23 protein-coding genes, 1 tRNA gene and 1 pseudogene are annotated in these 23982 nt (G+C 63.9%); 15 read left to right on the top strand and 10 right to left on the bottom strand.

The features are described 5' to 3' along the window. Nucleotides 1–79 precede the first annotated feature (79 nt). On the top strand, nucleotides 80–715 hold the full coding sequence (locus tag PCO31110_RS24755) for an ArsR/SmtB family transcription factor (protein ID WP_051126133.1): 636 nt from the start codon (nucleotides 80–82) through the stop codon (nucleotides 713–715). A 64-nt stretch (nucleotides 716–779) separates the two neighbouring features. On the opposite strand, the gene PCO31110_RS24760 is transcribed toward PCO31110_RS24755, so the two are convergent. Continuing rightward, nucleotides 780–1325 (bottom strand): glutathione peroxidase, encoded by a 546-nt coding sequence (locus tag PCO31110_RS24760; protein WP_010804401.1) that lies wholly within the window; start codon nucleotides 1323–1325, stop codon nucleotides 780–782. 316 nt (nucleotides 1326–1641) lie between these two features. Here PCO31110_RS24760 and PCO31110_RS26320 point away from each other — a divergent pair. The 3 genes and pseudogenes from PCO31110_RS26320 to PCO31110_RS24770 form a co-directional block, all read left to right on the top strand. After that, a pseudogene (locus PCO31110_RS26320) lies at nucleotides 1642–2334 on the top strand (tetratricopeptide repeat protein); the annotation flags it as partial. A gap of 261 nt (nucleotides 2335–2595) precedes the next feature. After that, on the top strand, nucleotides 2596–3774 hold the full coding sequence (locus PCO31110_RS26325; protein ID WP_036661460.1) for a glycosyl transferase family 8: 1179 nt from the start codon (nucleotides 2596–2598) through the stop codon (nucleotides 3772–3774). Continuing rightward, nucleotides 3761–4642 carry an alpha/beta fold hydrolase gene (locus PCO31110_RS24770; RefSeq protein WP_150691685.1) on the top strand — a complete coding sequence of 294 codons (882 nt, stop codon included), beginning with the start codon at nucleotides 3761–3763 and terminating at the stop codon, nucleotides 4640–4642. The genes PCO31110_RS26325 and PCO31110_RS24770 overlap by 14 nt, the downstream gene beginning before the upstream one ends. Before the next feature lie 39 nt (nucleotides 4643–4681). Here the strand turns inward: PCO31110_RS24770 and PCO31110_RS24775 are convergent, their stop codons facing one another. Together PCO31110_RS24775 and PCO31110_RS24780 are read right to left on the bottom strand one after the other, a co-directional pair. After that, nucleotides 4682–5545: an NmrA family NAD(P)-binding protein gene (locus PCO31110_RS24775; protein ID WP_036661396.1), complete on the bottom strand. Its 864-nt coding sequence runs from the start codon at nucleotides 5543–5545 to the stop codon at nucleotides 4682–4684. A gap of 57 nt (nucleotides 5546–5602) precedes the next feature. Continuing rightward, nucleotides 5603–6940 (bottom strand): FAD-dependent oxidoreductase, encoded by a 1338-nt coding sequence (locus PCO31110_RS24780; protein ID WP_150691686.1) that lies wholly within the window; start codon nucleotides 6938–6940, stop codon nucleotides 5603–5605. 117 nt (nucleotides 6941–7057) lie between these two features. Here PCO31110_RS24780 and PCO31110_RS24785 point away from each other — a divergent pair, with 117 nt between their 5' ends. The 5 genes from PCO31110_RS24785 (at nucleotide 7058) to PCO31110_RS24810 (ending at nucleotide 12037) form a co-directional block, all read left to right on the top strand. Then, complete coding sequence (locus PCO31110_RS24785; RefSeq protein WP_010804395.1) at nucleotides 7058–7963, top strand: AraC family transcriptional regulator; 906 nt, start codon at nucleotides 7058–7060, stop codon at nucleotides 7961–7963. After that, complete coding sequence (locus PCO31110_RS24790; protein WP_150691687.1) at nucleotides 7960–9081, top strand: ArsO family NAD(P)H-dependent flavin-containing monooxygenase; 1122 nt, start codon at nucleotides 7960–7962, stop codon at nucleotides 9079–9081. The genes PCO31110_RS24785 and PCO31110_RS24790 overlap by 4 nt, the downstream gene beginning before the upstream one ends. 242 nt (nucleotides 9082–9323) lie before the next feature. Then, nucleotides 9324–9608 (top strand): hypothetical protein, encoded by a 285-nt coding sequence (locus PCO31110_RS24795; protein WP_150691688.1) that lies wholly within the window; start codon nucleotides 9324–9326, stop codon nucleotides 9606–9608. Between the two features lie 415 nt (nucleotides 9609–10023). After that, nucleotides 10024–11253 carry a pectin acetylesterase-family hydrolase gene (locus PCO31110_RS24800; RefSeq protein WP_150691689.1) on the top strand — a complete coding sequence of 410 codons (1230 nt, stop codon included), beginning with the start codon at nucleotides 10024–10026 and terminating at the stop codon, nucleotides 11251–11253. A gap of 604 nt (nucleotides 11254–11857) precedes the next feature. Further along, complete coding sequence (locus PCO31110_RS24810; protein WP_150691690.1) at nucleotides 11858–12037, top strand: transposase domain-containing protein; 180 nt, start codon at nucleotides 11858–11860, stop codon at nucleotides 12035–12037. A gap of 114 nt (nucleotides 12038–12151) precedes the next feature. On the opposite strand, the gene PCO31110_RS24815 is transcribed toward PCO31110_RS24810, so the two are convergent. From PCO31110_RS24815 to PCO31110_RS24825, 3 genes are all read right to left on the bottom strand, one after another. After that, nucleotides 12152–12236: transfer RNA gene (locus tag PCO31110_RS24815), tRNA-Leu, on the bottom strand. A 120-nt stretch (nucleotides 12237–12356) separates the two neighbouring features. Next, nucleotides 12357–13241, bottom strand: a complete 885-nt coding sequence (locus PCO31110_RS24820) for an NAD(P)-dependent oxidoreductase (RefSeq protein WP_246189974.1) — start codon at nucleotides 13239–13241, stop codon at nucleotides 12357–12359. 7 nt (nucleotides 13242–13248) lie between these two features. Continuing rightward, nucleotides 13249–14418 carry an ABC transporter substrate-binding protein gene (locus tag PCO31110_RS24825; protein WP_010804380.1) on the bottom strand — a complete coding sequence of 390 codons (1170 nt, stop codon included), beginning with the start codon at nucleotides 14416–14418 and terminating at the stop codon, nucleotides 13249–13251. Nucleotides 14419–14699: 281 nt separating this feature from the next. Between PCO31110_RS24825 and PCO31110_RS24830 the strand changes: the two genes are divergently transcribed. Then, complete coding sequence (locus tag PCO31110_RS24830; RefSeq protein ID WP_150691692.1) at nucleotides 14700–15191, top strand: hypothetical protein; 492 nt, start codon at nucleotides 14700–14702, stop codon at nucleotides 15189–15191. Here PCO31110_RS24830 and PCO31110_RS24835 read toward each other — a convergent pair. Further along, a complete protein-coding gene (locus tag PCO31110_RS24835; RefSeq protein WP_010804378.1) occupies nucleotides 15179–16120 on the bottom strand; it encodes a CysB family HTH-type transcriptional regulator in 942 nt (313 codons plus the stop codon). The genes PCO31110_RS24830 and PCO31110_RS24835 overlap by 13 nt on opposite strands. A gap of 133 nt (nucleotides 16121–16253) precedes the next feature. On the opposite strand from PCO31110_RS24835, the gene PCO31110_RS24840 reads away from it, so the two are divergent. The 5 genes from PCO31110_RS24840 to cobA all read left to right on the top strand — a co-directional run bounded on the left by PCO31110_RS24840 (nucleotide 16254) and on the right by cobA (nucleotide 21122). Further along, on the top strand, nucleotides 16254–17030 hold the full coding sequence (locus PCO31110_RS24840) for a sulfite exporter TauE/SafE family protein (RefSeq protein WP_150691693.1): 777 nt from the start codon (nucleotides 16254–16256) through the stop codon (nucleotides 17028–17030). Between the two features lie 106 nt (nucleotides 17031–17136). Continuing rightward, nucleotides 17137–17853 (top strand): phosphoadenylyl-sulfate reductase, encoded by a 717-nt coding sequence (locus PCO31110_RS24845; protein WP_051126131.1) that lies wholly within the window; start codon nucleotides 17137–17139, stop codon nucleotides 17851–17853. 131 nt (nucleotides 17854–17984) lie between these two features. Next, on the top strand, nucleotides 17985–18932 hold the full coding sequence (gene cysD, locus PCO31110_RS24850) for a sulfate adenylyltransferase subunit CysD (protein ID WP_010804375.1): 948 nt from the start codon (nucleotides 17985–17987) through the stop codon (nucleotides 18930–18932). A gap of 100 nt (nucleotides 18933–19032) precedes the next feature. Further along, the gene (locus tag PCO31110_RS24855) at nucleotides 19033–20334 is read left to right on the top strand and encodes a sulfate adenylyltransferase subunit 1 (RefSeq protein WP_150691694.1); all 1302 of its coding nucleotides are present in this window, start codon (nucleotides 19033–19035) and stop codon (nucleotides 20332–20334) included. Between the two features lie 2 nt (nucleotides 20335–20336). Then, complete coding sequence (gene cobA, locus PCO31110_RS24860; protein ID WP_150691717.1) at nucleotides 20337–21122, top strand: uroporphyrinogen-III C-methyltransferase; 786 nt, start codon at nucleotides 20337–20339, stop codon at nucleotides 21120–21122. Nucleotides 21123–21233: 111 nt separating this feature from the next. Here cobA and PCO31110_RS24865 read toward each other — a convergent pair whose 3' ends face one another. From PCO31110_RS24865 to lptF, 3 genes are read right to left on the bottom strand one after another with little or no spacing between them, the layout of a single operon-like run. Beyond that, nucleotides 21234–21614 (bottom strand): sirohydrochlorin chelatase, encoded by a 381-nt coding sequence (locus PCO31110_RS24865; RefSeq protein ID WP_010804372.1) that lies wholly within the window; start codon nucleotides 21612–21614, stop codon nucleotides 21234–21236. A 10-nt stretch (nucleotides 21615–21624) separates the two neighbouring features. Further along, nucleotides 21625–22764, bottom strand: a complete 1140-nt coding sequence (gene lptG / locus PCO31110_RS24870; RefSeq protein ID WP_010804371.1) for an LPS export ABC transporter permease LptG — start codon at nucleotides 22762–22764, stop codon at nucleotides 21625–21627. After that, nucleotides 22764–23891, bottom strand: coding sequence for an LPS export ABC transporter permease LptF (gene lptF, locus PCO31110_RS24875; protein WP_010804370.1), 1128 nt, complete (start codon nucleotides 23889–23891; stop codon nucleotides 22764–22766). The genes lptG and lptF overlap by 1 nt, the downstream gene beginning before the upstream one ends. Between the last annotated feature and the right edge of the window lie 91 nt (nucleotides 23892–23982).

Below are 23982 nucleotides of genomic sequence, written 5' to 3' on the forward strand. Positions count from 1 at the left end.
GAGTCTGTCTGTGGACATCGCAAGAGATCATGCCCCCGGCGTCAGTTCGCTGGCGGCGCTGCTCGCGGACGCGGGCCGCATGACCATGCTCTGGGCGTTGATGGATGGTTCGGCTCGCCCGGCGGGAGAACTGGCGTTGATCGCCGGGCTTTCCCCCTCCAGCGCCAGCGGGCATCTGGCGCGTCTTGTGGATGGCGGCGTGCTTGCGCAAGAAGCGCGCGGACGGCACCGATATTTCCGGATCGCTACGCCGGAGACGGCGGCCGCCATCGAAGCCCTGGCCAGCGCCGTGTTGGCAACGAGAGAGCTGCGCCCGCGTGCGGTGCCGGTCAGCCGTGCCACACCCGTCCCGCTACGTCACGCGCGCACTTGTTACGACCATCTTGCCGGAGAGATCGCCGTAGCGCTCTTCGAGCGGATGCGAGCGCACCGCTGGCTTCGAATCGACGGCAGCGATGTTGCGCTGACCGATGCGGGCACCACGGGCCTTACGGCCCTTGGCGTCGACGTGACTTCCGCCCGTGCCCGCCGCCGGCGTTTCGCCTGCACCTGCCCCGATTGGAGCGAGCGCAAACCGCATCTCGGCGGCGCACTGGGCGCGGCATTGCTCGGCACATGCCTTCAAGCCAAGTGGCTCGAACCTACGCGTGAGCCGCGCGTATTGCGTGTCACGCCGCTGGGTGAACGCCAGCTATCGGCCATCGCGCGGTCTTGACCCGTCACGACACGAATCCAGACGCGCGTGCGACTCAGGGGATGATGAGTCCCCTGTGCGGGGCTTACTTGGCCAATTCGGCGTCGATGGCAGCCACGAGACGCGGATCGTCGGCCTTTACGTCCGGCGAGAAGCGGGCCACGACCTGACCGTTACGGCCGATCAGGAACTTCTCGAAGTTCCACAGCACATCGGCGGGGTTCTCCCGCTCGACACCAAATCCTTTCAGACGCTCACGGAACGGGCCTTCGCCAATGGCCTCGGGTTGTGCCGCGACGAGCGCCGTGTAGAGCGGGTGGCGATCGTCGCCCAACGCTGAGAGCTTCGCGAACAGCGGGAACGTGACGTTGTATTGCGTCGTGCAGAAATCGAGGATTTCGGCGTCGGTACCCGGCTCCTGACCTTTGAAATTGTTCGCGGGGAAGGCCAGTACTTCGAGGCCGGCGGCGCGTTTCTCTTCGTACAGACGCTCGAGGCCTTCGTATTGCGGCGTCAGGCCGCACTTCGACGCAACGTTGACGACCAGACGCACTTTGCCGGCGTAATCGCCCAGCGTTGCGGTGGCGCCGTCATTGCGATTGACGGCAATGGTTTCGATGTTCGTGCTCATGGGAATTTCCTGTCTTTGATAGGTCAGGCGAGTGTAGCGCAAGCCCGTGACGCGCGCCGAGGGCGGCAACGCGTCGATGCATAGTCACATCAGGTAGATCTCGCGTGCGCAGTCCAAAAGGGCGCGTCGATTCGCTACGACCTGCAAGCGGGCTCGGGCTTCGTGTCGCACACGGGTATCGTGCGCGTGCAGCAGCGTTTCTGATTGCCTGGCACGTTCGGACAGTGCACAGTGCCGGCGGTCGCAGTCATTGACAGGGCTGCGACCGCCGTGAAAGTATCGCGCAGTGCCCACCGTTCCCCCCAATTCTTGTCCGATGTCTTCTCCTTCGTCGTCCCCCGGCACGTTGACTTTCGCGCAGGCGGTTGCGCTGGCGCAATCGCATTGGCAGGCGGGGCAGGCCCCGCAGGCAGAGGTGTTGTGCCGACGCGTGCTGGAAGTGTCGCCCGAGCATCCCGACGCGCACTATCTGCTGGGCCTGATGGCGCATGCCTATGGCAAGCCTGCCATGGCCATCGACCATCTTCGGGTGACTTGCCGGACACCGGATGCGCCTGCGTCCAGTTGGTCGGATCTCGCCGAGATGTGCCGACAGGCGGGGCGTCTCGACGAGGCGCTGGCGGCGGCTCGCCGGGCCGTCGAGGTCGATCCGGCGTTCGTTGCCGGATGGAACAACCTGGGAATCGTGTTGCAGGAGACCGGGCAACTCGAAGAGAGTCTGACATGTCTCACGCGCGTGAGCGAACTGATGCCGGCGTCGGCGGACGCCCAGAACAATCTCGGCAATACCGCGCGTCTGATGGGGCGTCTGGCCGCCGCCGAGACACACTATCGCCGCGCCCTTGAGTGCGATCCGGAGCGTGCCGACGCGCACAGTAATCTGGCGTCGCTGCTCAGTGCGCAACAGCGCTTTGCCGAGGCGGAGACGCTGGCGCGCCGCGCCATTGAGCTGGCGCCGCAGTTTGTCGACGCCTACCGCAATCTCGCCAACGTCGAACTCGCGCGAGGCAACGTGGCGGCGGCATTGCAGACCGTTGAGGTAATGTCGGCGTTTGCGCCGAAGCATCCTTCGACGCTCGTGGCGCGTGCGCGAATTCTGCGTCTCGTCGGGCGACTGGACGAAGCGCTGGCGAATGCCCGTGAAGCACTCGTGCTCCTGCCCGAGAGCGCCGATGCGCGGGCAGCGCTCAGCATTGTCGAGGCGGACATCGCTGCGCGCGAGGCAACGGGCGCCGCTCAGCCCTCCATCGCCAGCCTCCCACCGAACAATGTGCCCGAGTCGCCGGACTTCACCGCCATTTACGAAGCGGTCGTGGCGCGCGTGCAGGCACAGGACTACGAGCGGGCCGAGGCGATGCTCCGTGACGTCGTGGCGACGGACGCCGCTCCCATGTCCCTGTGGCGACTGCTCGCGGTCGTGCTGCGTGCGCAGGGAAAGGCACGGGAAGGGCGGGACTTGCTCGATAGGCTCGCACGTCAGGTGCCCGGTGATCTGTCGAACCGCTTCGACCTCGCCGAAGCGTTGCTCTTGCTGGGAGACTTCGAGCGCGGCTGGCGTGAGTATCGCTATCGCTACAGCCTTGAACATACCCAGTCCATCGAGCGCAAGGTCCAACGCCCGCGATGGGACGGTCGTCCGATTCCCGGCCAGACGCTCCTCATTCACGACGAGCAGGGCTTTGGCGACACATTCCAGTTCATGCGTATGGCCCGTTGGGCACGCGAGCGCAGTCAGGCGCGCGTGATCTTCGAGGTCAATCCCGAGACGTTGTCGATTGCAAAACGTATGTGGGGCGATGACGATATCGTCGCTCGCGGGACGTTGCCGGTGACGTTCGATCAGCATTGCGAACTGATGAGCTTGCCAATGGCAATGGGCCTGACGCTTGCCGATCTGCCCGGCGACGTGGCTTATCTCAGCCCCGATGCACAGCGCGTTGCCCATTGGCGCGAAAGGCTCGCAGACGTGCCGAGACCGTGGGTCGCCATGGTGTGGGCCGGACGCCCGGAGCACGCCAACGACAGCAATCGTTCCATGCCGCTCGAGCAACTCGCCCCGCTGGGCGCGAGCGGGGCGACGTTCCTGTCGATTCAGAAGGGGCCGGCATCGGCGCAGGCAAATACGCCGCCCGACGGCATGTCGATAATGCCGTTGAGCGATGAAATTCGTGATTTTGAGGACACCGCCGCGATTCTGCATCTCGCCGATTTGCTGATTTCGGTCGATTCCTCGCCGGTACATCTGGCGGGAGGGATGGGGCGTGCGGTGTGGGTGCTGCTGCCGTTCGTGCCCGATTGGCGCTGGCTGCTCGATCGGGACGATACGCCTTGGTACCCCGGCATGCGCTTGTTCCGTCAGGAGGCGCGTGCGCAATGGGCGCCTGTCGTCGAGCGCATGGCGCAGGCGCTCAAGCAGTTCGTGGCCGAGTGGCGCGATGACGCGGCTTGATCGAGGCGGTGACGGGCGAGGCGCCGGATCGTGGCGCGTTCTGCTCTGCGGGAGCGTGCTGGGGCTGGCGTTGCTGGCTTCCGGCTGCGCCAGTCTGGATCGCGACGCGCACGCCGAGTCGCTTGCCAACCCCGCCGGACTGCAACGGGAAGTGCTCGCGGCCGGCGACTTCCGCCTTACCGTGTTCTCGCGCATCAACCGCACCGATAAACCACTGCGCATCTACATCGAAGGCGACGGTCTTGCCTGGGTCTCGCGCTCGGAGCCGTCGCTCGATCCGACACCAGTCGCCGCGACCGGTTTGGCGCTTGCTGCGGCTGACCCATCGGCCAATGTCGCCTATCTGGCACGGCCCTGCCAGTTCACTCCGATGCCGGACAATCCCCGCTGCCAGGTCGCGTACTGGACCGGCAAGCGCTTCGCGCCCGAAGTTGTCGATGCGATGGACGCCGCCATAGGGCAGTTGGCGGCGCGTGTGCCGGGGCAGCCTGTGGAGCTTGTCGGCTATTCGGGCGGCGGCGCCATTGCCGTGCTAGTGGCGGCCCGCCGGCACGACATCGCCACCCTGCGCACGGTGGCGGGCAATCTCGACGTCGAGTATGTCAATCGATTGCACCGGGTCTCGCCGATGCCCGCGTCGCGCAATCCCATCGATGTCGCGCGGCAGGTTGCCGGCATTGCGCAGATCCATTACAGCGGTACGCAGGATGCGGTCGTGCCGCCGGAGGTTGCGCGCCGCTTTGCGTCGGCCGCAGGCGGGACGTGCGTGAAGACGCGCGTTGTGAGCGGCCTGGCCCACGACGGCGATTGGGCGCAGCGATGGCGCGAGTTGCTCGCGCAAACGCCGGTTTGCGACGGCCATCGGTAACGGCGCGATGAGGTGGCGAGGGTGGCGAGAGGGACCTCGTCAGCTTTCCCGCACCAATGCGGCAATCGCTTGCACGAGCGTGACCTCGCCGCGTAGCGTATGTTGGCCACCGTCGCGAAACCGGAAGTCATCGTTATTAAAGCCGTCCAGCATTTGAATGCGCGCCGCCGGGTTGCGCATGCCCTGCGCACGGAACAGCGGGTCCCAACCGGCCCGCGGCACGGCCTCGGCACGAACGTCTCGAGCCAGCGCACGGGCGAGTGCTGCCGCAATGTCGTCGGGCGAGTAGCGATCCGGTCCTTCGATTTCCCAGATGCGTTCGTCGGTGAAATGCTCCTGCATGGCGCGCGCGGCGAAATGACCGACGTCGCTCGTCGAGACCATCGGAATTGTCCGATCCACCGGTTGCAGATAACTCGGTAACTCGCCGCGCTCGCGTGCGGGCGCGATGTCCCATGCGAAGTTCTCCATTAGCCAGGCGGGGCGCAGGAACGTTACCGGCAACGAGAGCGACACCATCGCCGTCTCGAACATGTGCAGTGCCGTGAGCAGGCTGGGAGATTCGCAATCCGCGCCGATGCTCGAGAGGCAGACCACGCGCTTTGGTCGCGTAGTCGCCAGCGCTTGGCGGATGGCGTCGATCAGATGCCGCGCGTGCGAGAAGTCCGGCTCGGGGTCGGCGTTCGGTGGAAGCATGACGAATACCGCTTCGCTGTTGCGAAAGGCATTCATGAGCGCACCGACGTCGCCGTTTTCGGCAACCGCGATTTCACTGCCGAGTGTTGCCCATCGACTGGATTTGACCGGGTCCTGAACGACAGCCCGCAGTGGCAGACCTGCCGTGAGCAGATCGTGCCCGATGACGCCGCCAACTCGCCCCGTGATGCCCATTACGGTGTACATGGTCACTCCTCGCGCGCAGTAACGTTGCCGTAAAAGTAACACGGGAGAGGCGCCGTCTCATAAATGGATGGCGTCGACATCGGGTTGCACAGGCGCGTTCGGCAGGGGGCGACGGGCATTGAGCAGCGCGGCCCCTGCGTCGGCCAGCCGAACGGCTTCGCGCGCGCGCTCGCACATGTCGCGCTCGTACGCGGCGATGGCTTGCGTCAACGTGCTGCGTCCTAGTGCCACGGCGCGCAGATGTTCGGCCAGTCGCACGGCGTCGCGCAGTGCCGTGTTCGCGCCGAGTCCGCCCGCGGGACTCATCGTGTGCACGGCATCTCCCAGGCCGGTGATCCCGTCGACCTGCCATGGCAGTGGGGTGGTGGTGCTGCGCACGGACATCGTACGGATAGTGTCGGGAACCGCGTGCGCAAACAGTGAACGCAGGTGCGGATGCCAGGACTCGGTAAGCGCCTCGATGCGGGCGAGCGGGGCGGGGCCGTGCAACTCGTCGTTTGCGCTCGGGGTGCTCAGCAGCTTTTGCGACGGGCCGATGAATGCCCAGTAGAGGTAATCGGATACCGGAGACAGTGGCATCCGGTCGGGGGCGATGGCGGATGCGGAGGGGGTGTTGCCACCGGGTTGGCGGCGAAACAGCATGGCTTCGATGACGACGGCGAAGCCGTCTGCAAATACCACGGTGCTGCCTTCCATCACCGTGGCTTCGCCGTGGCCGTCCATCAGTACGAGCAGGGCCGTGGATAGCGGTGTCAGGCCGTAGCAGCAGACATTGCCGGTGTCGCGCGGTGTCATGCCCGGCAGCACGTATTCGCGCACGCGGGAGTGGCTTCCATCGGCCGCAACGACGAGGCCCGGTGCGCTGCACGATCCGTCTTCGAAGTGGGCGATGCGACAGCCGTCGTCCGTGGTCGTCGTACGCGAAAACGACTTGCCGAAGTGCACGCGATCGAGAATGCCGTCCAGCAGAATCTCGCGAAGCGTCTGCCGATGCAGACTGAGGTCGCCGGGGATACCCTCCGGCGGCGCCGTTCGGCGAGCGGCGGCAGAGGGGGCGCTGCGCAGACGCGTAGTGGCGTCGGTATCGGTGTGCGCATCGTGCCAGCTCGGTGGCAGGACGACGTTGGCGTCGTCGAGTTGCGGCGTGACGAAGCGCCCGCCGGTACGTGCCACGGCGGCACGCTGGCGCACCCGTTCGACTTGGCCATCGGGCAGGCATTGGGTGAGGGCGTCGAGGCCGTCGGCGTCGATGCGCAGGCGATAGCCCTGGAAACGGGCTGCGGGCGCGTCGTCGCGTTCGTAGACGTCGAACGAAATCCCCGCGCGGCGGAGCCCCTGAGCGAGGCACAGGCCACCCAGACCCGCGCCGATGATGGTGACATGCAAGGCAGACATGATTTCGAATGAGCCGCCCGGAGGCAGCTGGCAGTGGTACTTCGCTCATTGTCTGCGCGCTGTTTGTTGACCTGATAACATTGTTTGGTCATAAAACAATGTAAATCGGACAAAGCGATGAGCCTCGATACGCGGAAGCCCCAACCCGATGCACCTCTGATGTCGCTTGCCGAGTCGCCGTTCGCCAAATATCGGCCGAATGACCGGCCCGACGGCCCGCCGGTGTGGGCGTTTGGCGGGCACGAACACGATCGCAGTCTGTTCCGGATCGGGACGCGCGAGCTGGACTGGCATTCCCATGTGCGCGGTCAGCTGTTTTGCATCCACTCGGGTCTGGTGCATGTCCATACGCCGTTTGGCGCGTGGGTGTTGCCCCCTTATCGAGCGGGGTGGATTCCGCCGGAAGTCACGCATCGTGTGTCGCTCACCGGCGTGGTCAGTGGATGGATCGTGCTCGTCGCGCCCTACGCGGCGACGGCGTTGCCGTCGGCACCTTGTGTGGTGGGGGTATCGGAGTTGCTGGAGGCGCTGGTCAAGCGGGCGGTGTCGTGGGCGTTGCGCGACGTATTGACGGAAGACGAGATGCGGCTCGCGCAGGTGCTGGTCGACGAGATTCAGCGCGCGCCGGCAGAGCCGCTCGGTTTGCCAATGCCGACCGACGCACGTGTGCTGCGCGTGGCTCGCGCTGTGCTCGACGATCTGGGCGGACATACGTCGCTCGAGGCGATGGCGCAGCGCGCAGGCGTTTCGTCGCGCACCGCCAGAAGGCTTTTCGTCGCGGAGACGGGAATGGGTTTCACCCAGTGGCGGCAGCAGGCGAGACTGGTGAGCGCCCTTGACCGGCTGGCCAAGGGGGAACCGGTCGGCACGATCGCCGATTCGCTCGGGTACTCCACGCCCAGCAACTTTATCGCCATGTTCCGTCGCGCGTTCGGCAAGTCGCCGGGACGTTATTTTCGGCAGGTGGGGCCGCTCAAACATCTGCACGAGGCGGATGAGGCGGATCGGGCGGAGATGGCATGAGCGCGCCGCATACGGGTTCGCCGCGAAGCGTTGACACGCTGGTTATCGGCGGCGGGCAGTCAGCGTTGGCGACGGCATATTTCCTGCGTCGCTGGCAGGTCGACTACGTGGTTCTGGACGATCAGACCTCTGCCGGGGGCGCGTGGCAGCGCGCGTGGCCGTCGCTGCAACTCTTTTCCCCCGCGCAATGGAGTTCGCTGCCGGGGTGGCCGATGCCGGGTGGTGAGCGGCACTATCCGACGCGCGACGAAGTCGTGACGTACCTGCGCGCGTACGAGGCGCGTTATGGGGTGCCGGTGCAACGCCCTGTGAAGGTCACAGCGGTTCTCGCGCAAAGCGACGGGCTGAGGGTGCAGACCGACAGCGGCGATTGGCTGGCGCGCACGGTGATCAGCGCGACGGGATCGTGGCGATCGCCGTATGTGCCGGCATATGAGGGACATGCATCGTTCCGCGGCCGTCAGATGCACTCGGCCGACTATCGCGGCGCGCATGAGTTGCAGGGGTTGCGAGTGCTGGTGGTTGGCGGAGGGAATTCAGGGGCGCAGATTTACGCTGAGGTGTCGCGCGTGAGCGAGGCAACCTGGGTCACGCTCGCGCCGCCGTCCTACTTACCGGACGACGTAGACGGCCGCATACTTTTCGAGCGAGCTACGGCGCGCTGGCAGGCCGCTCAGCGAGGCTTGCCCGATCCGTATCCGGACAACGGGCTCGGGCATATCGTGATGGTGCCGCCGGTGTTGGCGGCCCGCGCGCGAGGTGACTTGCATGCGGTACGTCCGTTCGCGCGGTTCGTCGAAGACGGCGTGATGTGGCCGGACGGCACGCAGTCGCGGGTCGATGTCGTTATCTGGTGCACGGGTTTTCGTCCGGCGCTGGCACATTTGGATGCGCTGCGGATCACGGAAGCCGACGGACGGATTCGCGTGTCGGGCACGCGTGCCGTCGCGCAGCCCCGGTTGTGGCTCGTCGGATACGGGGAGTGGACGGGATACGCCTCGGCGACGCTGATCGGCGTGACACGCAGCGCCCGCGCGACAGCCCAGGAAGTCGTGGCGTTCCTCGGCGAGCGAGAGGCGGAGACTATGCAGAATCGAAAGAGTGGGGAGGCGGGATAGAACGGGCTTATACGGTCTTGTTACGAGACGAGCCCTTGTATCGTAGGGCGACGTCGGTGCTTACTTGGCTGCGGAATTCAGTACGAAGTACCGAGGTGGCAGCGTGCGTTGCGGAGCGTGTGAGGGCTGGTGTTCGTGAGTTTCGGTGTACACGGTGCAGGCGCAGCCGGTTGACTTGGCAACGGCGAAATCGCTGCAAACGGGAACGCATCAACGCCGCGTGTGAGGCGGTGCTAGCCACGTTGAAAGCGCCATACCCACCCAGCGAGGTGGGCACGTGGGAGCGGCAACGTCAAGAAGCACGGGCCTTCGCCGATGAGGCGTCTGCGCCGACACCGTTGCTCATCGTGATCGCGCAGGCAGCCGGACGGACGGTAGCGGCGTTGGCTGCGATGGTGCAGCAGCGCGCGAGCGCCTGGGAGGCGGCAGCAGGCGAGGTGATTGGCACGCGCATCTCGCTAACGGCGCAGATCGAGGCGGCGACCAGTACGGATGAAGTGCAGGCGGTGGTGTGGCCGTCCACATAGGCAAACGGAACGTAACGACCGAAACACGACAACAACGGCCGCCACGAGCGGCTGTTTTGATGTGAGGGGGACATGGCTTGCCTGAGTTTGCCGCAGGTGGTGGCGTCGTGTCGAGCATCTCCGCAGCCATCGCCAACGCGTTCGCTTTCGCCGTGAAGCCTGCCGGCCCGCAAAGGCTTCAGTATCAAGAAAACTCCACTTTTTAGCTCGTCGGCCTTTGGCGGAGTGTGGGAGATTGCCGACAGATGTCGAGTTTCGGCGGGTATTCAAACAAAAGCCCCTCTTCTTCAAAGGATCGTTGTTCGCCTTCCTCATATTTTGGCGGCATGAGTGGGCAGGTGTGTGCTGGGCGACAATGCGCCGGGGCACGAGAGACTGCTCATATATTTCTCTCAATTTATAGGGCAGGTCACTCATGAATAAGAATCGGTTCCGCAAAGTCCTCTGCATCATCGGGCGGGAAAAACTCGCCACCAATCAAAGCACTACTCCGGGAGGGCGGAACCCTATGCAGATCCGCCACGCCGTCACCCTTGCCTTCTTGCTCGCTCCGGTCGGCGTCATGGCGCAGGCACAAGGCCAGGTAGCGAAGACCCCCTGGACGACCATTGAGCCGGGTGGCGAAACCTCCTGCGCGACAGGAACGCCTTATGCCTTCCATGTGAAGCCGGGCGAAGGCGCGGACGCCGCAAAGCTCATGATCTTTCTCAGTGGCGGCGGCGCCTGCTGGACGGGCGAGCAATGCGACCCCAGCTCGGCGGTTTACATTCCCTTCGCGCGTCCTCAGCCAAACGAACCGCGCTGGCGGAGCGAATACATGGGTCGCCTTGGACTCTCTGAACGGGTTGATCCAAGCGACCCGCGCGACTGGCGGGGCGTCTTCGACCTCGGCAACCCGAAAAACCCGGTTGCCAAATGGACGCAGGTCTATGCCTCCTATTGCACGGGCGACGTATACCTCGGCAATCGCGATGTGACCTACAAGACGGCGGACGGCCGGGAGGTGGCGATGCGCCACCGGGGCCGTGCAAATGTGGAATCGGTGCTCAGTTGGGTCTATAAGAACGTGAAGAAACCCGAGCGCATCGTCGTCGCCGGGTCGAGCGCGGGCGCCATTGGCGCGCCGATCTATGCGGCGGAAGTCGCGGATCAATATCCGGACGTTGAGATTACCGCCGTCTCGGACGGCGCGGGCGGCTATCGGTCCCCGAAGATTGCGGAATTGATCCAGAACTGGGGCTTCTGGGATGGCGCGCCCGAATGGACGGGCGGCGTCGATCGCGGGAGCGCGACGTTCGAAGACCTCGGCCGCGCGGCGGTGAGACACGCGCCGCGTCTACGCGTCGTCGAACTCGACACCGCCTATGACCAGGCGCAGGAAAGGTTCCAGAAGGCCTTCGGCACTCCCTCCAGGCTTTACCCGCTGCTGCTGCAGAACCGTGCGGAACAGGCCAAAGGGATCCCCGGCTTCGCGGGCTTTACGAGCCGGGGCAAGGAGCACACGCAGCTCCTTTTCGACCGTTTCTATACCAATGAAGAGGAAGGCGTCCGCGTAGTGGACTGGTTCCGCGACGTGACGGAAGGCCGCAAGGTCAAAAGCGTCACTTGCGGCAAACCGGAGTCCTGCGACAAGGAACCGAAATAGGATTCTTCTGGTTCGGACAAGACTGTAACTCTGGCAACATTTCTGCCGCGGTGCCCGGCTGGCTACCCGCAAAACACATGCGTCACTGGTGGTTATTACACGTGACACAGCATGTTGAGGCCGGGAAACCGGCCTTTGTGAGTGCGCCCAGCATGGGCGCACTCCTGCGGGCGGAAGTCCCGCCATAAGTTGGTCACGGCGAATGAAGCGAAGTGCAACTGCATGAGGGCGACCGAGTGCGGGGAGGAAGCGCGGAGCGTAAATCGCGAACTGATGGACAAGAACCGTATAGAAGGCGCTGCTGAGTGGGGCGCGGGCATGCAACCGCGAAGCTCAGGTGACCAAGGCGAAGCGGCGTAAATGCGGCGGTTGTGCGATGAAGGAGCGCGCTCTTACTTGGGGAGATCTCGCCTCGACGTCTCCGCCACAGATGTTTAAAGGGCTCCCCGCAAGGGATTAATGCCGTTCAATTTAGCCGCTGAACGGCATTTTTATATCTGAGGGCTAATGGTCGAAAGCGGCGCTGGGGCATCGTCGGTAAGGTGACGCTCCATGCTTGGAGAACACCTCACCAGTCTCGTTGGAATGTCTGAACCGGCCGACTATGGCCATCTATCGGTCGACTTCAATCGATGAGGTTGTGCATGACCTAGGGCTGATCCTGTCACCTTCCGACTCGGCATGTTTGAGCAAGAGCGCTGTCACGCAAGCACGCCAGCGTTGCGGCCATACGAGCATGAAGGGGGGGCGCTGTGCCGACTGTGACGCATCTGGCGCGATATAAGTCTGCATGTCATGAAATCCATGCAAGACGCGAAACCTTGCGCGGACTGATGGGGTGGCATTACGCCAGAATTACGCCAAACAACCGGGAAAGCCTTGCGCGATATAGATCTTGTGGTGCCCAGGGCCGGAATCGAACCGGCACGCCTTGCGGCGGGGGATTTTGAGTCCCCTGCGTCTACCAATTTCACCACCTGGGCGGGTGTGCGTTCACCGAATAGTGTCGCAGCGTGATTCGTACGAGGAACCCGAGGGCTCACCGGACGAAGGCGAGATTATGACCGAAATTTCTCCCGGCCACAAGCCCGCCTCGCCGGGATTTAGTGAACTTGCTGCTGCCCCTCCAGAACGCGCAGCAGCGACGAGGTGTCGTCACGGCCCCAGCCGTTCTCCATCAACACGGACAACTGCCTCTTCACCAGTGTCAGCGCGGGCAGCGATAGCCCCGCGTCAGCCACTGCATCCAGAATCATCGAGAAATCCTTGTCGTGCAGACGTGCCTCGATCCCCGCCACAAAATCCCGATGCGCCATCTTGGGGCCCATCATGTCGAGCATTCGACTGCCCGCCAGTCCGTTCGAAATCGCCTCGATGACCTTGTCCTGATCCACGCCGTTACGCGCTGCGAACAGCATCGCTTCCGCAATGCCCTGGATATTGATCACCTGAACGATCTGGTTGCAGGCCTTTGCCACCTGGCCCGCCCCAACGTCTCCCACATGCGTGATCGTCGTGCCCAGGACCGACAGCAGCGGCTTGACCTTGTCGAAGACGTCGCCCGATGCCCCGACCATGATCGACAGCGATGCGTCTGCCGCCCGGGACGGCCCGCCTGACACGGGCGCATCCACGAACTGGATCTCGTGGCGCGCCAGACGCGCCGCCATGCGCCGCGTCGCCTCCGCCGAAATCGTGCTGTGATCAATGCAGATCGTGCCCGGACGCGCCTCAAGCACCACACCCTGCGCGCCGAGCAGTACCTCTTCCACGTCTTGCGTTGTCGTCACGTTGGTGACGACAAAGTCGGCCTGTGCTGCCGCCTGCGCGGGCGTGGCGAACACCTTCGCCCCTTGCTCGACGAAAGGCGCGGCGGCCTCGGGCCGGCGTGCATACAAGTGCAATCGATGTCCCGCAGCCATCAGATGACGAACCATCTGACCCCCCATCGCGCCTAGCCCGATAAACGCTACGGTGTATGTCGCCATGCCGCGATCAGTCCGAGACATAGACGAACTTGCCGTTCTTGATCTGACCCATCACGCCGGCGCGCTGATCCAGCCCCACGTGATCCTGCGGGCTCAGATTCATGATGCCGTTCGGAATCGCAAGATTGTGCGTGGACTCAAGGGCGTCTCGAAGCGCCGCGCGGAATGCCGGGGTGCCCGGCGCCGCCACCTTCACGGCGCGCGGCACGGCATCGTTGAGCAGATCCCATACGCCATAGGCGTCGGCGGCGAACTGCGTGACAGTGTCGGCGCCGTACTTCGTCTCGTACTTCTTCGTGAAGGCCAACGCTGCCGTGCGCGCCGGATGCCCGGCCGGCAACGTCTTGGCGACAACGCCCGGCTGCGTCGGGAACAGCGTGCCTTCCACATCCTTGCCGCCCACGCGCACGAAGTCGTAGGTTGCGATGCCGTGTGTCTGATAGATCTTCCCGGTGTAGCCGCGCTCCTGCAACGTGCGCTGTGGCAGTGCGGCCGGGGTGCCCGATCCGGCAACCAGAATGGCGTCAGGCTTGCTCGACATCAGCTTCAGAACCTGGCCCGTGACGCTCGTGTCCGTCCGGTTGAAGCGCTCCTGAGCTACGACCTTCAGCTTGCGCAGTTCGGCAAACTTCGAGAATTCCTTCCACCAGCTCTCGCCGTACGCGTCGGCGAAGCCGATAAAGCCCACCGTCTTGATGCCGTGGTTCGCCATGTAGCGCGTCATCACATCGGCCATGGCGGAATCGTTCGCCGCCATCTTGAACGCCCAGCGGCGCTTGGCATCCTGTGGCTCCACGGCCACGGCTGATCCGATCAACGTGATCATCGGCGTCTGCGCCTCCGAAATCGGATCGAGCATGGCCAGCGCACTCGGCGTGATATTCGGGCCGACGATCACGTCGACCTTGTTTTCGCTAATGAGCTTGCGCGCGTTCTTCACGGCCGTGCCGGGGTCGGAGCCGTCGTCGAGAAAGAGGTAGTGCGCCTTCTGCCCGCCGATCTGGGCAGGCCAAAGCTGCATGGCGTTCTTGCTGGCAATGCCGATGGCGGCCGCCGGGCCGGTCGACGAAAGATCGATGCCGACGGTGATGTCGGCGTGGGCCGCCGATACAACACCGGTCAGGGTCATGGCAAGCAGCACGCCCGACAAACGGATGCCGCGAAGAGGTGAGCGCATGGGGTCTCCTTTTGAGCGAATCGCGTAAGCATACCGCACAGGTTGAGTTAGGCCAGCGAAGAAAAATAGTGTCCGGCTCACCGCGCCTGACGGCACCGCGCAGAGAGCGCACGCAGGGGATTTCCCGATTCGCGCGTGGCCGCGTCAGGCCGGGAACGCACCGGCACAGGCCCGGTCTTTGCCTGCGTGTCGCCGTGGAGCGCGCGTCGTTAGCGGACATCGCCCGAGACGGCGTTTCGCGGAGGCGCATCCCCCTGGAAATTCGATGGAGTTTTTCAAGTATGACGTTCTTTTCCCGTGCCCCTGTCTCGTCCCAACTCGTGAGCCTGAGTGAAACCGTGGCGGCACGTTGCAGCCCGAGTGCACGAAACAATCAAGGTCGCGTCACAATGGGTTCGTTCCGGCAGCTTTTCAAGGCGATCAAGAATCTCAATATGCGCTCGTTCTCCGCGTCCGATAACACGCCGGAAACGCAGTTCCGATACGCCTACATCTGCTCGACGCTGCACGACCTCAGAGCGACGCACCTTCACCATCCGCAAAAGCGGGCCAAGGTCGAGAGCATCCAGCAGGCATTCAACGAGGTGATGCGGGGAGACCCGGGCAAACGCCCCGCAAACCGAGCGGGGGCGCCGGTGACTCACTATTTGAGAGGGCTCAGAGAAGATGCGCGCGTCAATTTCGCGGCGGAATTCGATGGCGTTCACCGCGCCGAAAGGGCTCGCCAGCATGGGCGGCCGCTTTGCGGCGCGTCAAGACTTCAAAGCTCGTAACTCTCGTGTTCGCCGCGCAGTGCCTGCTCGACCAGCTTGCGGGTCAGAATCGGCGACAGTAGTTCAACCATCGTGAAGACGTATCCGCGCAGATAGGCACCCTGTTTCAGCGCGACGCGAGTCACGTTCGTGCCGAACAGATGCCCCACATGGATGGCCCGGAGATTGCGGTCGCGCTCCGGGTCGAATGCCACCCCCGCCAGAATCCCCACACCCAGCCCCAGCTCCACATACGTCTTGATGACGTCCGCGTCGATAGCTTCGAGCACGATGTCCGGCTGTATATGACGCAGTGCGAACGCCTGATCGATCTTGGCGCGTCCGGCGAACTGCGGATCATAGGTAATCAGGGGGTACTTCGCCAGATCCTCGATGCCGACGGACGGCAATTGCAATAGCGGATGATCCGGCGGCACCACGGCCACGTGCTGCCACTGATAACAAGGCAGCGATACCAGATCCTTATAGCCGGCGATCGCCTCGGTCGCGATGGCCAGATCGGCCTGATCGTGCAACACCATCTCAGCAATCTGCGTCGGGCTGCCCTGCAGGATCGAGAGGCGAACCTTCGGGAAACGCTTCTTGAATTCGGCCACCGCATGCGGCAGCGAATACCGGGCCTGCGTGTGCGTCGTGGCAATCGTCAGGCTGCCCTGATCCTGCGCAGCGTAATCCTTGCCGATCCGCTTGAGGCTTTCCACCTCTAGAAGGATTCGTTCGACGGACTCGAAGATGATGCGCCCGGGCTCCGTCAAATTACGGATGCGCTTGCCATGCCGGGCAAAGATGTCGACACCAAGCTCTTCTTCCAGCTCGATGATGGCCTTGGAGACGCCTGGTTGGGAGGTAAATAGCGCCTTGGCGGCTTCCGTCAGGTTGAAATTCTGACGAACGGCCTCGCGCACAAAACGGAACTGGTGCAAGTTCATTTGTATAACTTTAGAAAATATACAAACAATTTTTAATTCGTTTGAAGTATATAGCGTTTTCATTACAGTGGGTGCCACTGTTTCGATAACGTTATTCCCGTCAGGCATTTAGCACCCATCAGGAGCGTCGTACATGTCGCTGTGGCTCGAACCCCTTTCCGGATTTGGCGTCGGCCTGCTGGTCGGCCTGACCGGTGTAGGCGGGGGCTCGCTGATGACGCCGCTGCTCACGCTCTTGCTTGGCTACGCCGCCCCGGTCGCCGTGGGCACGGATCTGGCGTTTGCCGCGGTTACCAAGAGCTTCGGCACGGTCGCGCACCGTTCGCACGGGCACGTGAAGTGGCACATCGTGCGCCGGCTCACGCTCGGCGCGCTGCCGGCGGCGCTGGTGACGATTCTCTTCCTGAAACGGCTGGGTGGCATCGACGATGCGGCGCTGCATGTCATCAAGCTGACGATTGCCGCTTCTGTCCTGCTCACCGTGCTCTCCCTGCTGTTCCGCGCGAAGCTGCTGGCCGTGTTGCGCGCGCACCCGAACTGGCAGTTGACGGGCCGCCCGCAAGCGGTCGCCACCGTGATGGTGGGCGCGCTGATCGGCGGGCTCGTGACGATTTCCTCGATTGGCGCCGGTGCCGTTGGCGCCACGCTGATCCTGATGTTGTACCCGCAATTGGAACCGGCCGAAGTCGCCGGTACCGATATTGCCTACGCCGTGCCGCTGACCGCCATTGCCGCACTGGGCCATATCTGGCTCGATACAGTGCACTGGGCACTGCTCGGTAGTCTGCTGATCGGCTCGCTGCCCGGGATCTGGCTGGGCGCAAAGCTTACCCGTCATCTGCCCGAGCGCATTGTGCGCGGGGCCTTGGCGGCAACGCTTACGCTCGCGGCAGTGAAGCTGGTCGGCTGACACCCCCTACAGACAATAAGGAGTTCGCGAAATGCGAAACGAATCCCGCTGGGAACCCACCCCGGCCGCCGTGCCGTCGAATGCGACCGATGCCGAGCATCAGGACATGGCGCTGCTCGACGAAATGGAAGCGGTGCTGGCCGAGCGCCTGGCACGCATTGCGGGTTCGCATCGCAACGTGAAGTTTGCCAGCAGCCTGGCCGCCGAAGACATGCTCATCACGCACGTGATTCTGCGACAGCAACTGCCGATCACGGTCTTCACGCTCAACACCGGTCGCTTGCATGCGGAGACACTGGGCATGATCGACCGGATCAAATCGCGCTACGGTTACGACGTTGTGCAGTATGCACCGCAGGCGGATGCCGTCGAGCAATACGTGACCGAGCATGGCGCGAACGCCTTCTACGAGAGCGTGGATCTTCGCAAGGCGTGCTGCCAGATTCGCAAGGTCGAACCGCTCGGCCGCGCGCTCGCCGACGCCGACGCCTGGCTCACCGGCCAGCGCCGCGAGCAGTCGGTCACACGCGAAGAACTGGCGTTCGCCGAACAAGATGACGCCCGCGGTATCGCCAAGTACAACCCGCTCTTCGACTGGACGCAAGCGCAGGTGTGGGCGTACCTGACAGCTCGCGACGTCCCGGTCAATCCGCTGCACGCGCGCGGCTACCCGAGCATCGGCTGCGAGCCGTGTACCCGCGCCATCCGCCCGGGCGAAGACAGCCGGGCAGGGCGCTGGTGGTGGGAGTCGCGCGACAGCAAGGAATGTGGTCTGCACGCCGGCAACCTGAGCAAGATCCCCGTCTCGGTGAAGTCGAACTGAGTGCCGCGGGCAAAGCGCCCGCGCGTCACGCGGATCATGCGATCAGGCAAAGACATATGACGATGCGACGCCCCTGAGTGGCGGCACATCGTGGCAATTCGAATCTCGGAATCGTTAAGGAAGGGAACACTATGGGTGCGATGCACGAAGTCGCGCAGGCCAATGGCTCGCGAATGGATCATCTGGACTGGCTCGAAGCCGAATCGATGTACATCCTGCGCGAGGTCGTGGCGGAGTGCCGCAAGCCCGCGCTGTTGTTTTCGGGCGGGAAGGACTCGGTCGTGGTGCTGCATTTGGCGCTCAAGGCGTTCGGCCTTGGCCCGAACCGCAAGACGGTGCTGCCGTTCCCGCTGGTGCACATCGACACCGGCCACAACTATCCGGAAGTGATTGAATTCCGCGACCGTCACGCCAAGGCTCTGGGGGCCGAACTGATCGTGGGGCACGTGGAAGACTCGATCCGCCGCGGCACGGTTCGTCTGCGTCGAGAGACCGATTCGCGCAACGCAGCCCAGGCCGTGACACTGCTCGAAACGATCGCCGAGCACGGCTTCGACGCCATGATCGGCGGCGCTCGCCGCGACGAAGAGAAGGCGCGTGCAAAAGAGCGCATCTTCTCGTTCCGTGACGAATTCGGTCAGTGGGACCCGAAGGCGCAGCGCCCCGAACTGTGGCACCTGTTCAACGCGCGGCTGCATGGCGACGAGCACCTGCGTGTGTTCCCGATCTCGAACTGGACCGAGTTGGACGTGTGGCAATACATCGCTCGCGAGAACCTCGACCTGCCGTCGATCTACTACGCCCACGAGCGCGAAATCGTGCGCCGCAACGGGTTGCTCGTGCCGGTTACGCCGCTCACGCCCAAGCAGGACGGCGAGTCGAGCGAGACGGCGTCGGTGCGTTTCCGTACCGTTGGCGACATCAGTTGCACCTGCCCGGTGGCCAGCGTTGCCGGGAGCCCGGTGGAGATCATTGCCGAGACGGCCGTGACCGACATTACGGAGCGTGGCGCCACGCGCATGGACGATCAGACGTCCGAGGCGGCGATGGAGCAGCGCAAGAAGCAAGGGTATTTCTGAGGCGCCCAACGGCCGCCTTTCTCCCTACGTTCAGAGACACCGGCCCGCCGGGTGCGCAGATTCGCCGCACTCAGGGCCACGCAATCGAGTTGAAGAGATCATGAGCCTCACCCCGCATCAGGAAGACCTCGGCGTGCTGCGTTTCATCACGGCAGGCAGCGTCGACGACGGCAAGAGCACGTTGATCGGCCGCCTGCTGTACGACAGCAAGTCGGTGCTGACCGATCAACTCAGCGCGCTCGCTCGCGCCAAGCACAAGCGCACCGCCGGCGAAGACATCGACTTTTCGCTGCTCACCGACGGCCTCGAAGCCGAGCGGGAGCAGGGCATTACCATCGACGTCGCCTATCGCTACTTCACCACCGCGCGCCGCAAGTTCATCATCGCCGATACGCCGGGTCACGAGCAGTACACCCGCAATATGGTCACGGGCGCTTCGACGGCGCACGCCGCCATCGTGCTGATCGATGCCACGCGCGTGACCGAAGCGGGTGGCCGCACCGAGTTGCTCGCCCAGACCAAACGTCACAGCGCCATCGTCAAGCTGCTGGGCTTGCAACACGTGATTGTGGCCATCAACAAGATGGATCTGGTCGACTACAGCGAGACGACGTTCGACGCGATTCGCGCCGCCTATCTCGAACTGGCGCAAATTCTGGGTCTCGAAGGCGTGCGCTTCGTGCCGGTTTCCGCGCTCAAGGGCGACAACATTGTGTATGCGAGCGAGCGCATGCCCTGGTATCAGGACGAGCCACTGCTCGACCTGCTCGAATCGCTGCCGGTCGCCCAGTCGGGCGGCGAACTGCGCTTCCCGGTGCAACTGGTGGCGCGTCAGGACGGCTCGCACGCCGACGACTTCCGCGGTTACATGGGACGCGTGGAGTCGGGCTCGGTGCGTGTCGGTCAGGCACTGCGCGTGCTGCCGGCCGGCCGCTCGGCGAGCGTCGCCGAGATCGTCGGGCCGCGCGGCCTGCTCGAAGAAGCCTTCGCCGGGCAGTGCGTGACGATCCGTCTGACCGAGGATGTCGATGTGTCGCGCGGCGATACCTTCGTGGCCGCCGAGTCGGCGCTCGCTCCGTCGCGCAAACTGTCTGCCGACGTCTGCTGGTTCGACGAAGACGCGCTCGCGCCGCAGCGCAAGTACTTGCTCAAGCAAGCGACCAGCACGGTGTACGTGAAGATCGGCAGCGTGGACACGGTACTCGATGTGAGCACGCTCTCGCACGGCACGGACAAGGCCACGCTCGCCATGAACGACATCGGTCGCGTGCAGTTGAGTCTGCAAAAGCCGGTGGTTGCCGATACGTACGACGCAAACCCCGCCACGGGCGCGTTCGTGCTGATCGACGAGGCCACGCACCACACGGTGGCTGCGGGGATGATTCGCGCACTGGCGGCGTAATGATGACGCCCTCTTCGCAAGCCGGTCAGGCGCCGGGCAAGGTCTATCTCGTTGGGGCAGGTCCCGGCGCGGCCGATCTGATTACCGTGCGTGGCGCGCGACTGCTGGCGCAGGCCGACGTGGTGCTTCACGACGCGCTCGTCGAGCCGGAGATGCTCGCGCTGTGCGCGCAGGCCAAGCATATTGCCGTCGGCAAGCGTTGCGGCAAGCACTCGAGCGCGCAGCACTTCATCAACAAGCAGTTGATCGATCACGCTCGCACCCACGCGCTGGTGGTGCGCTTGAAGGGCGGCGATCCGATGCTGTTCGGCCGCGCAGACGAAGAACTGCGCGCGCTGGAGGCGGCGGGTATCCCGGTGGAAGTCGTACCCGGTATCACGGCCGCGTTGGCCAGTGCGGCGGCGCTTGGGCGTTCGCTGACGCTGCGAGGCGTGGCCCGCAGCGTGGCCTTCGCGACGCAAAGCCGCGCGCCCGAGTCGGCGGAGATCGCGGCGCAGGCGTCGGCCGATTCGCTCGTCTATTACATGGGACGTGACAGCGCTCAGCGCATTGCGACGGAATTGATCGCGGCAGGCAAACCGGCATCGACGCCCGTAGCGATCGTGGAAGCCGCAACGACACCGCGCGAGCGGCGCGTGCGTCTCACGCTGGACGATGTCCGGCAGGGGGGCGCGGCCTCGTGGTTCGACGCGGCGCAGCCGAGCGTCCTGCTCATCGGCGAGGCGTTTGCACATGCCGATGCCACCTCGTTGCAGGATTGGGCGGCGCAGGCGGCGATGGCCGCCTGAACGAGATCGTCTCGGACCTCGTTTTCCGAGCGTCAATGCAAATACGGCGTCACAGTGGTCTGTGACGCCGTATTTTTATCCCTTGATGCCGTGCAGGCCGCCGTGTCGCGCTCAGTGAGCGTCGATCATCCTGCCGCAGTACTCGGCGAGGGCGTCGAGCACCTTGTCGTCTTCCCCGATGGCTGCACTCACGTGCAGCGCGAGGCCAGGGTGTGCGGCGCGGCATGCGTCGGCGAGCGCGGGCAGATCGCGCCTCACATGACCGCCCTGACCCAGAAACACCGGCACCAGCGTGATCTCGGATGTGCCCTGCAATGCCATGTCGGCCACTGCGTCGGTAAGATTCGGCGTCATCAGCTCGAGAAAGGCAAGCCGCACGTCGGCATCGGGGCGCTGCGCGCTCAGCTTGTCTCGCAGCCGCTCGAACGGCGCTGCCCAGCGCGGATCGCGAGAGCCGTGAGCGAACAGGATGACGCCAGGCTTGCCTTGCATGGCCGGCACCTCAATGCTTGTCCACCCAGCGCAACGCCGCGATCGCGAGCACCAGATAGAGCAACGATGGTAACGCCGCCGTGAACCACGCCGGCCAGGTGTTGAGCATGCCCAGATGCGAGAACAGATTGTTGAGCAACTGGAAGCTCATGCCGAGCATGATCCCGCCGAACACCTTCAGACCGATGGCCCCGGCCCGCGCATGCAGGTAGGCGAATGGCAGCGCCAGCGCCATCATCACGAAGACGGCAAGCGGGTATAGCAGCTTCTGCCAGAGCGCGAGGTTGTATCGGTCGGTGTTCTGCTGATTCTCCTTCAGGTGACCAATGTACCGGTACAGACTGCCGATGGCCATGTTGTCCGGCGAGACCATCAGCACGGACAGAATCTGCGGCGTGAGTTCCGAGCGCATCTGCACCGTGTCGATATGCACCTGCTTGCTCTGCACCAGGGCGCGCAACGGGTCGTTGCTGGCCGTGGCGTCGCTCGTTGCGCTGAAGACCGTTTCGGACACGTCGGTCAGCTTCCAGAAATTCGGTGCCTCGAACTTCCCGAGCTTCGCCAGCCGTACGCTGTCGAGCCGCAGCTTGTCATCGAACTCGTAGATGCGAACGTTGGCGATGGTGTTATCCGGGTTGAGCGTGCCCACATTGATGAAGCGGGTGACACGCGAACCGTCCTGATCGACGGTGTCCTTGACCCAGACCCCGGAGCGAAAGCCGGCCGAGACCGAACTGCCCAGCGCCTCGAGACGAATCTTCTGTGCGAACTGCTCGGCGTTCGGCGCAACGTACTCGCCGATGACGAAGGTGATCATCACGATCGGGAAACCGATTTTCAGCAGGGAACGCAACGCCTGACCGGTTGAGAGGCCCGAGACGCGGAAGATCGTGAATTCCGAATTACCCGCCAGTTGCGCGCAGACATAGATGGCGGCAATGAGCGAGGCGACCGGAATGATTTCGTACATCCGCTGCGGGGCGAACAGCAGCACATAAGCCAGGGCATGCTGGAAGCGGTAACCGCCGCGGCCGACGTCGCCCAGTTCGCTCACGAGATCGAAGAAGACGAACAGACCGACGAACGCGAGCAAAACGAACAGGAACGCGAGATAGATCTGGCGCGCGAAATATTTCTCGTAGATGCGCATCAGCGAGTGCCTCCCGATGCACGCACTCCACCGGCGCCGTGGTTGCGACGGCGGCCGAACAGCCCGCGGAATCGCACACGGCGCAGATAAAGCAGCACGATGACACCGAGGGCCAGCGCGTGCAGTAACCATACGCCGAGGGCCAGCGGCAAGCGCTCCTGCGCCACATACGCTTGCGACAGGCTCAGCAAGTTGGTGTACCCGAGATAGATCAGCACGGCCATGACCAGATTGACAGTGCGGCCGTGGCGCGGGTTCTGATAGGCGAGCGGCACGGCAAGCAGCACGAGCGAGAGCGCGAGCAGGGGCAGGCCGATGCGCCAGACGATTTCGCCGCGGAAGATCGGATTCTGAATCTCACGGAACAGGCGCATGGTCGGCACCCCCTTGGTCGGGGTGTTGTCGGTGTCGACCGCTGTCGGGTTGTCGATCTTCACGCCGTAGCGCTCGAACTCCATGACCCGGTAATCGGGCTGACCGGGCACACCGTCGTAGCGACGGCCCTTCTCGAGCACGATATAGCGGTTGCCGTCCTTGGTCGTCTCGATATGACCGTCTTTCGAGACGACCACATTGACCTTGCCGTTCTCGGTGCCGGAGACGAAGACGTTGTGGACCTTGGTGGTGTCGGGCGAGACCGTCTCCACGAAGAACACCCGGTGGCTCGCAGCGCTCTCGCGGAACTGGCCCGGTGAGATCATCGAGACATCGTCTCGCTGGGCAAAGCGGGCTTCAAGGGTGGCGATCTGCAGATTTGCCCACGGCCACGCGACCAGCGCGCAGAACGTGATCACGGCCAGATAGGGCGTGGCAAAGCGCAGCACCGGCTTGACGAAGTTGGTGATCGACAGGCCCGAGGCAAACCACACGACCATCTCAGAGTCGCGATACCAACGGGTGAGGACAAACAGGATCGAGACGAACAACGTCACGATCAGAATGACCGCGAGGTAGCCGATCACGGCCAGGCCGATGAGCACGAGTACGTCGCGCGGATCGGCTTTCCCCGACGCGGCGAAGCCCAGGATGCGGATCATCATGGTGGTGAGCATGACGGTGATCAGCACCATGAAGACGGCCCCGGCGGTGTAGTTCAGCTCGCGCTGCAGGGAACGCTGAAAGATCATGTGATGACGATTGGGGTGCTCTTGCGGTTGGGTGAGCGCGGAAAAAAGCGGATAATTGCGGCTCGTACGAATTTTACCCGAGGAAAGCGCG

It is taken from the genome of Pandoraea communis, assembly GCF_902459745.1.
GTDB classification, from domain to species: domain Bacteria; phylum Pseudomonadota; class Gammaproteobacteria; order Burkholderiales; family Burkholderiaceae; genus Pandoraea; species Pandoraea communis.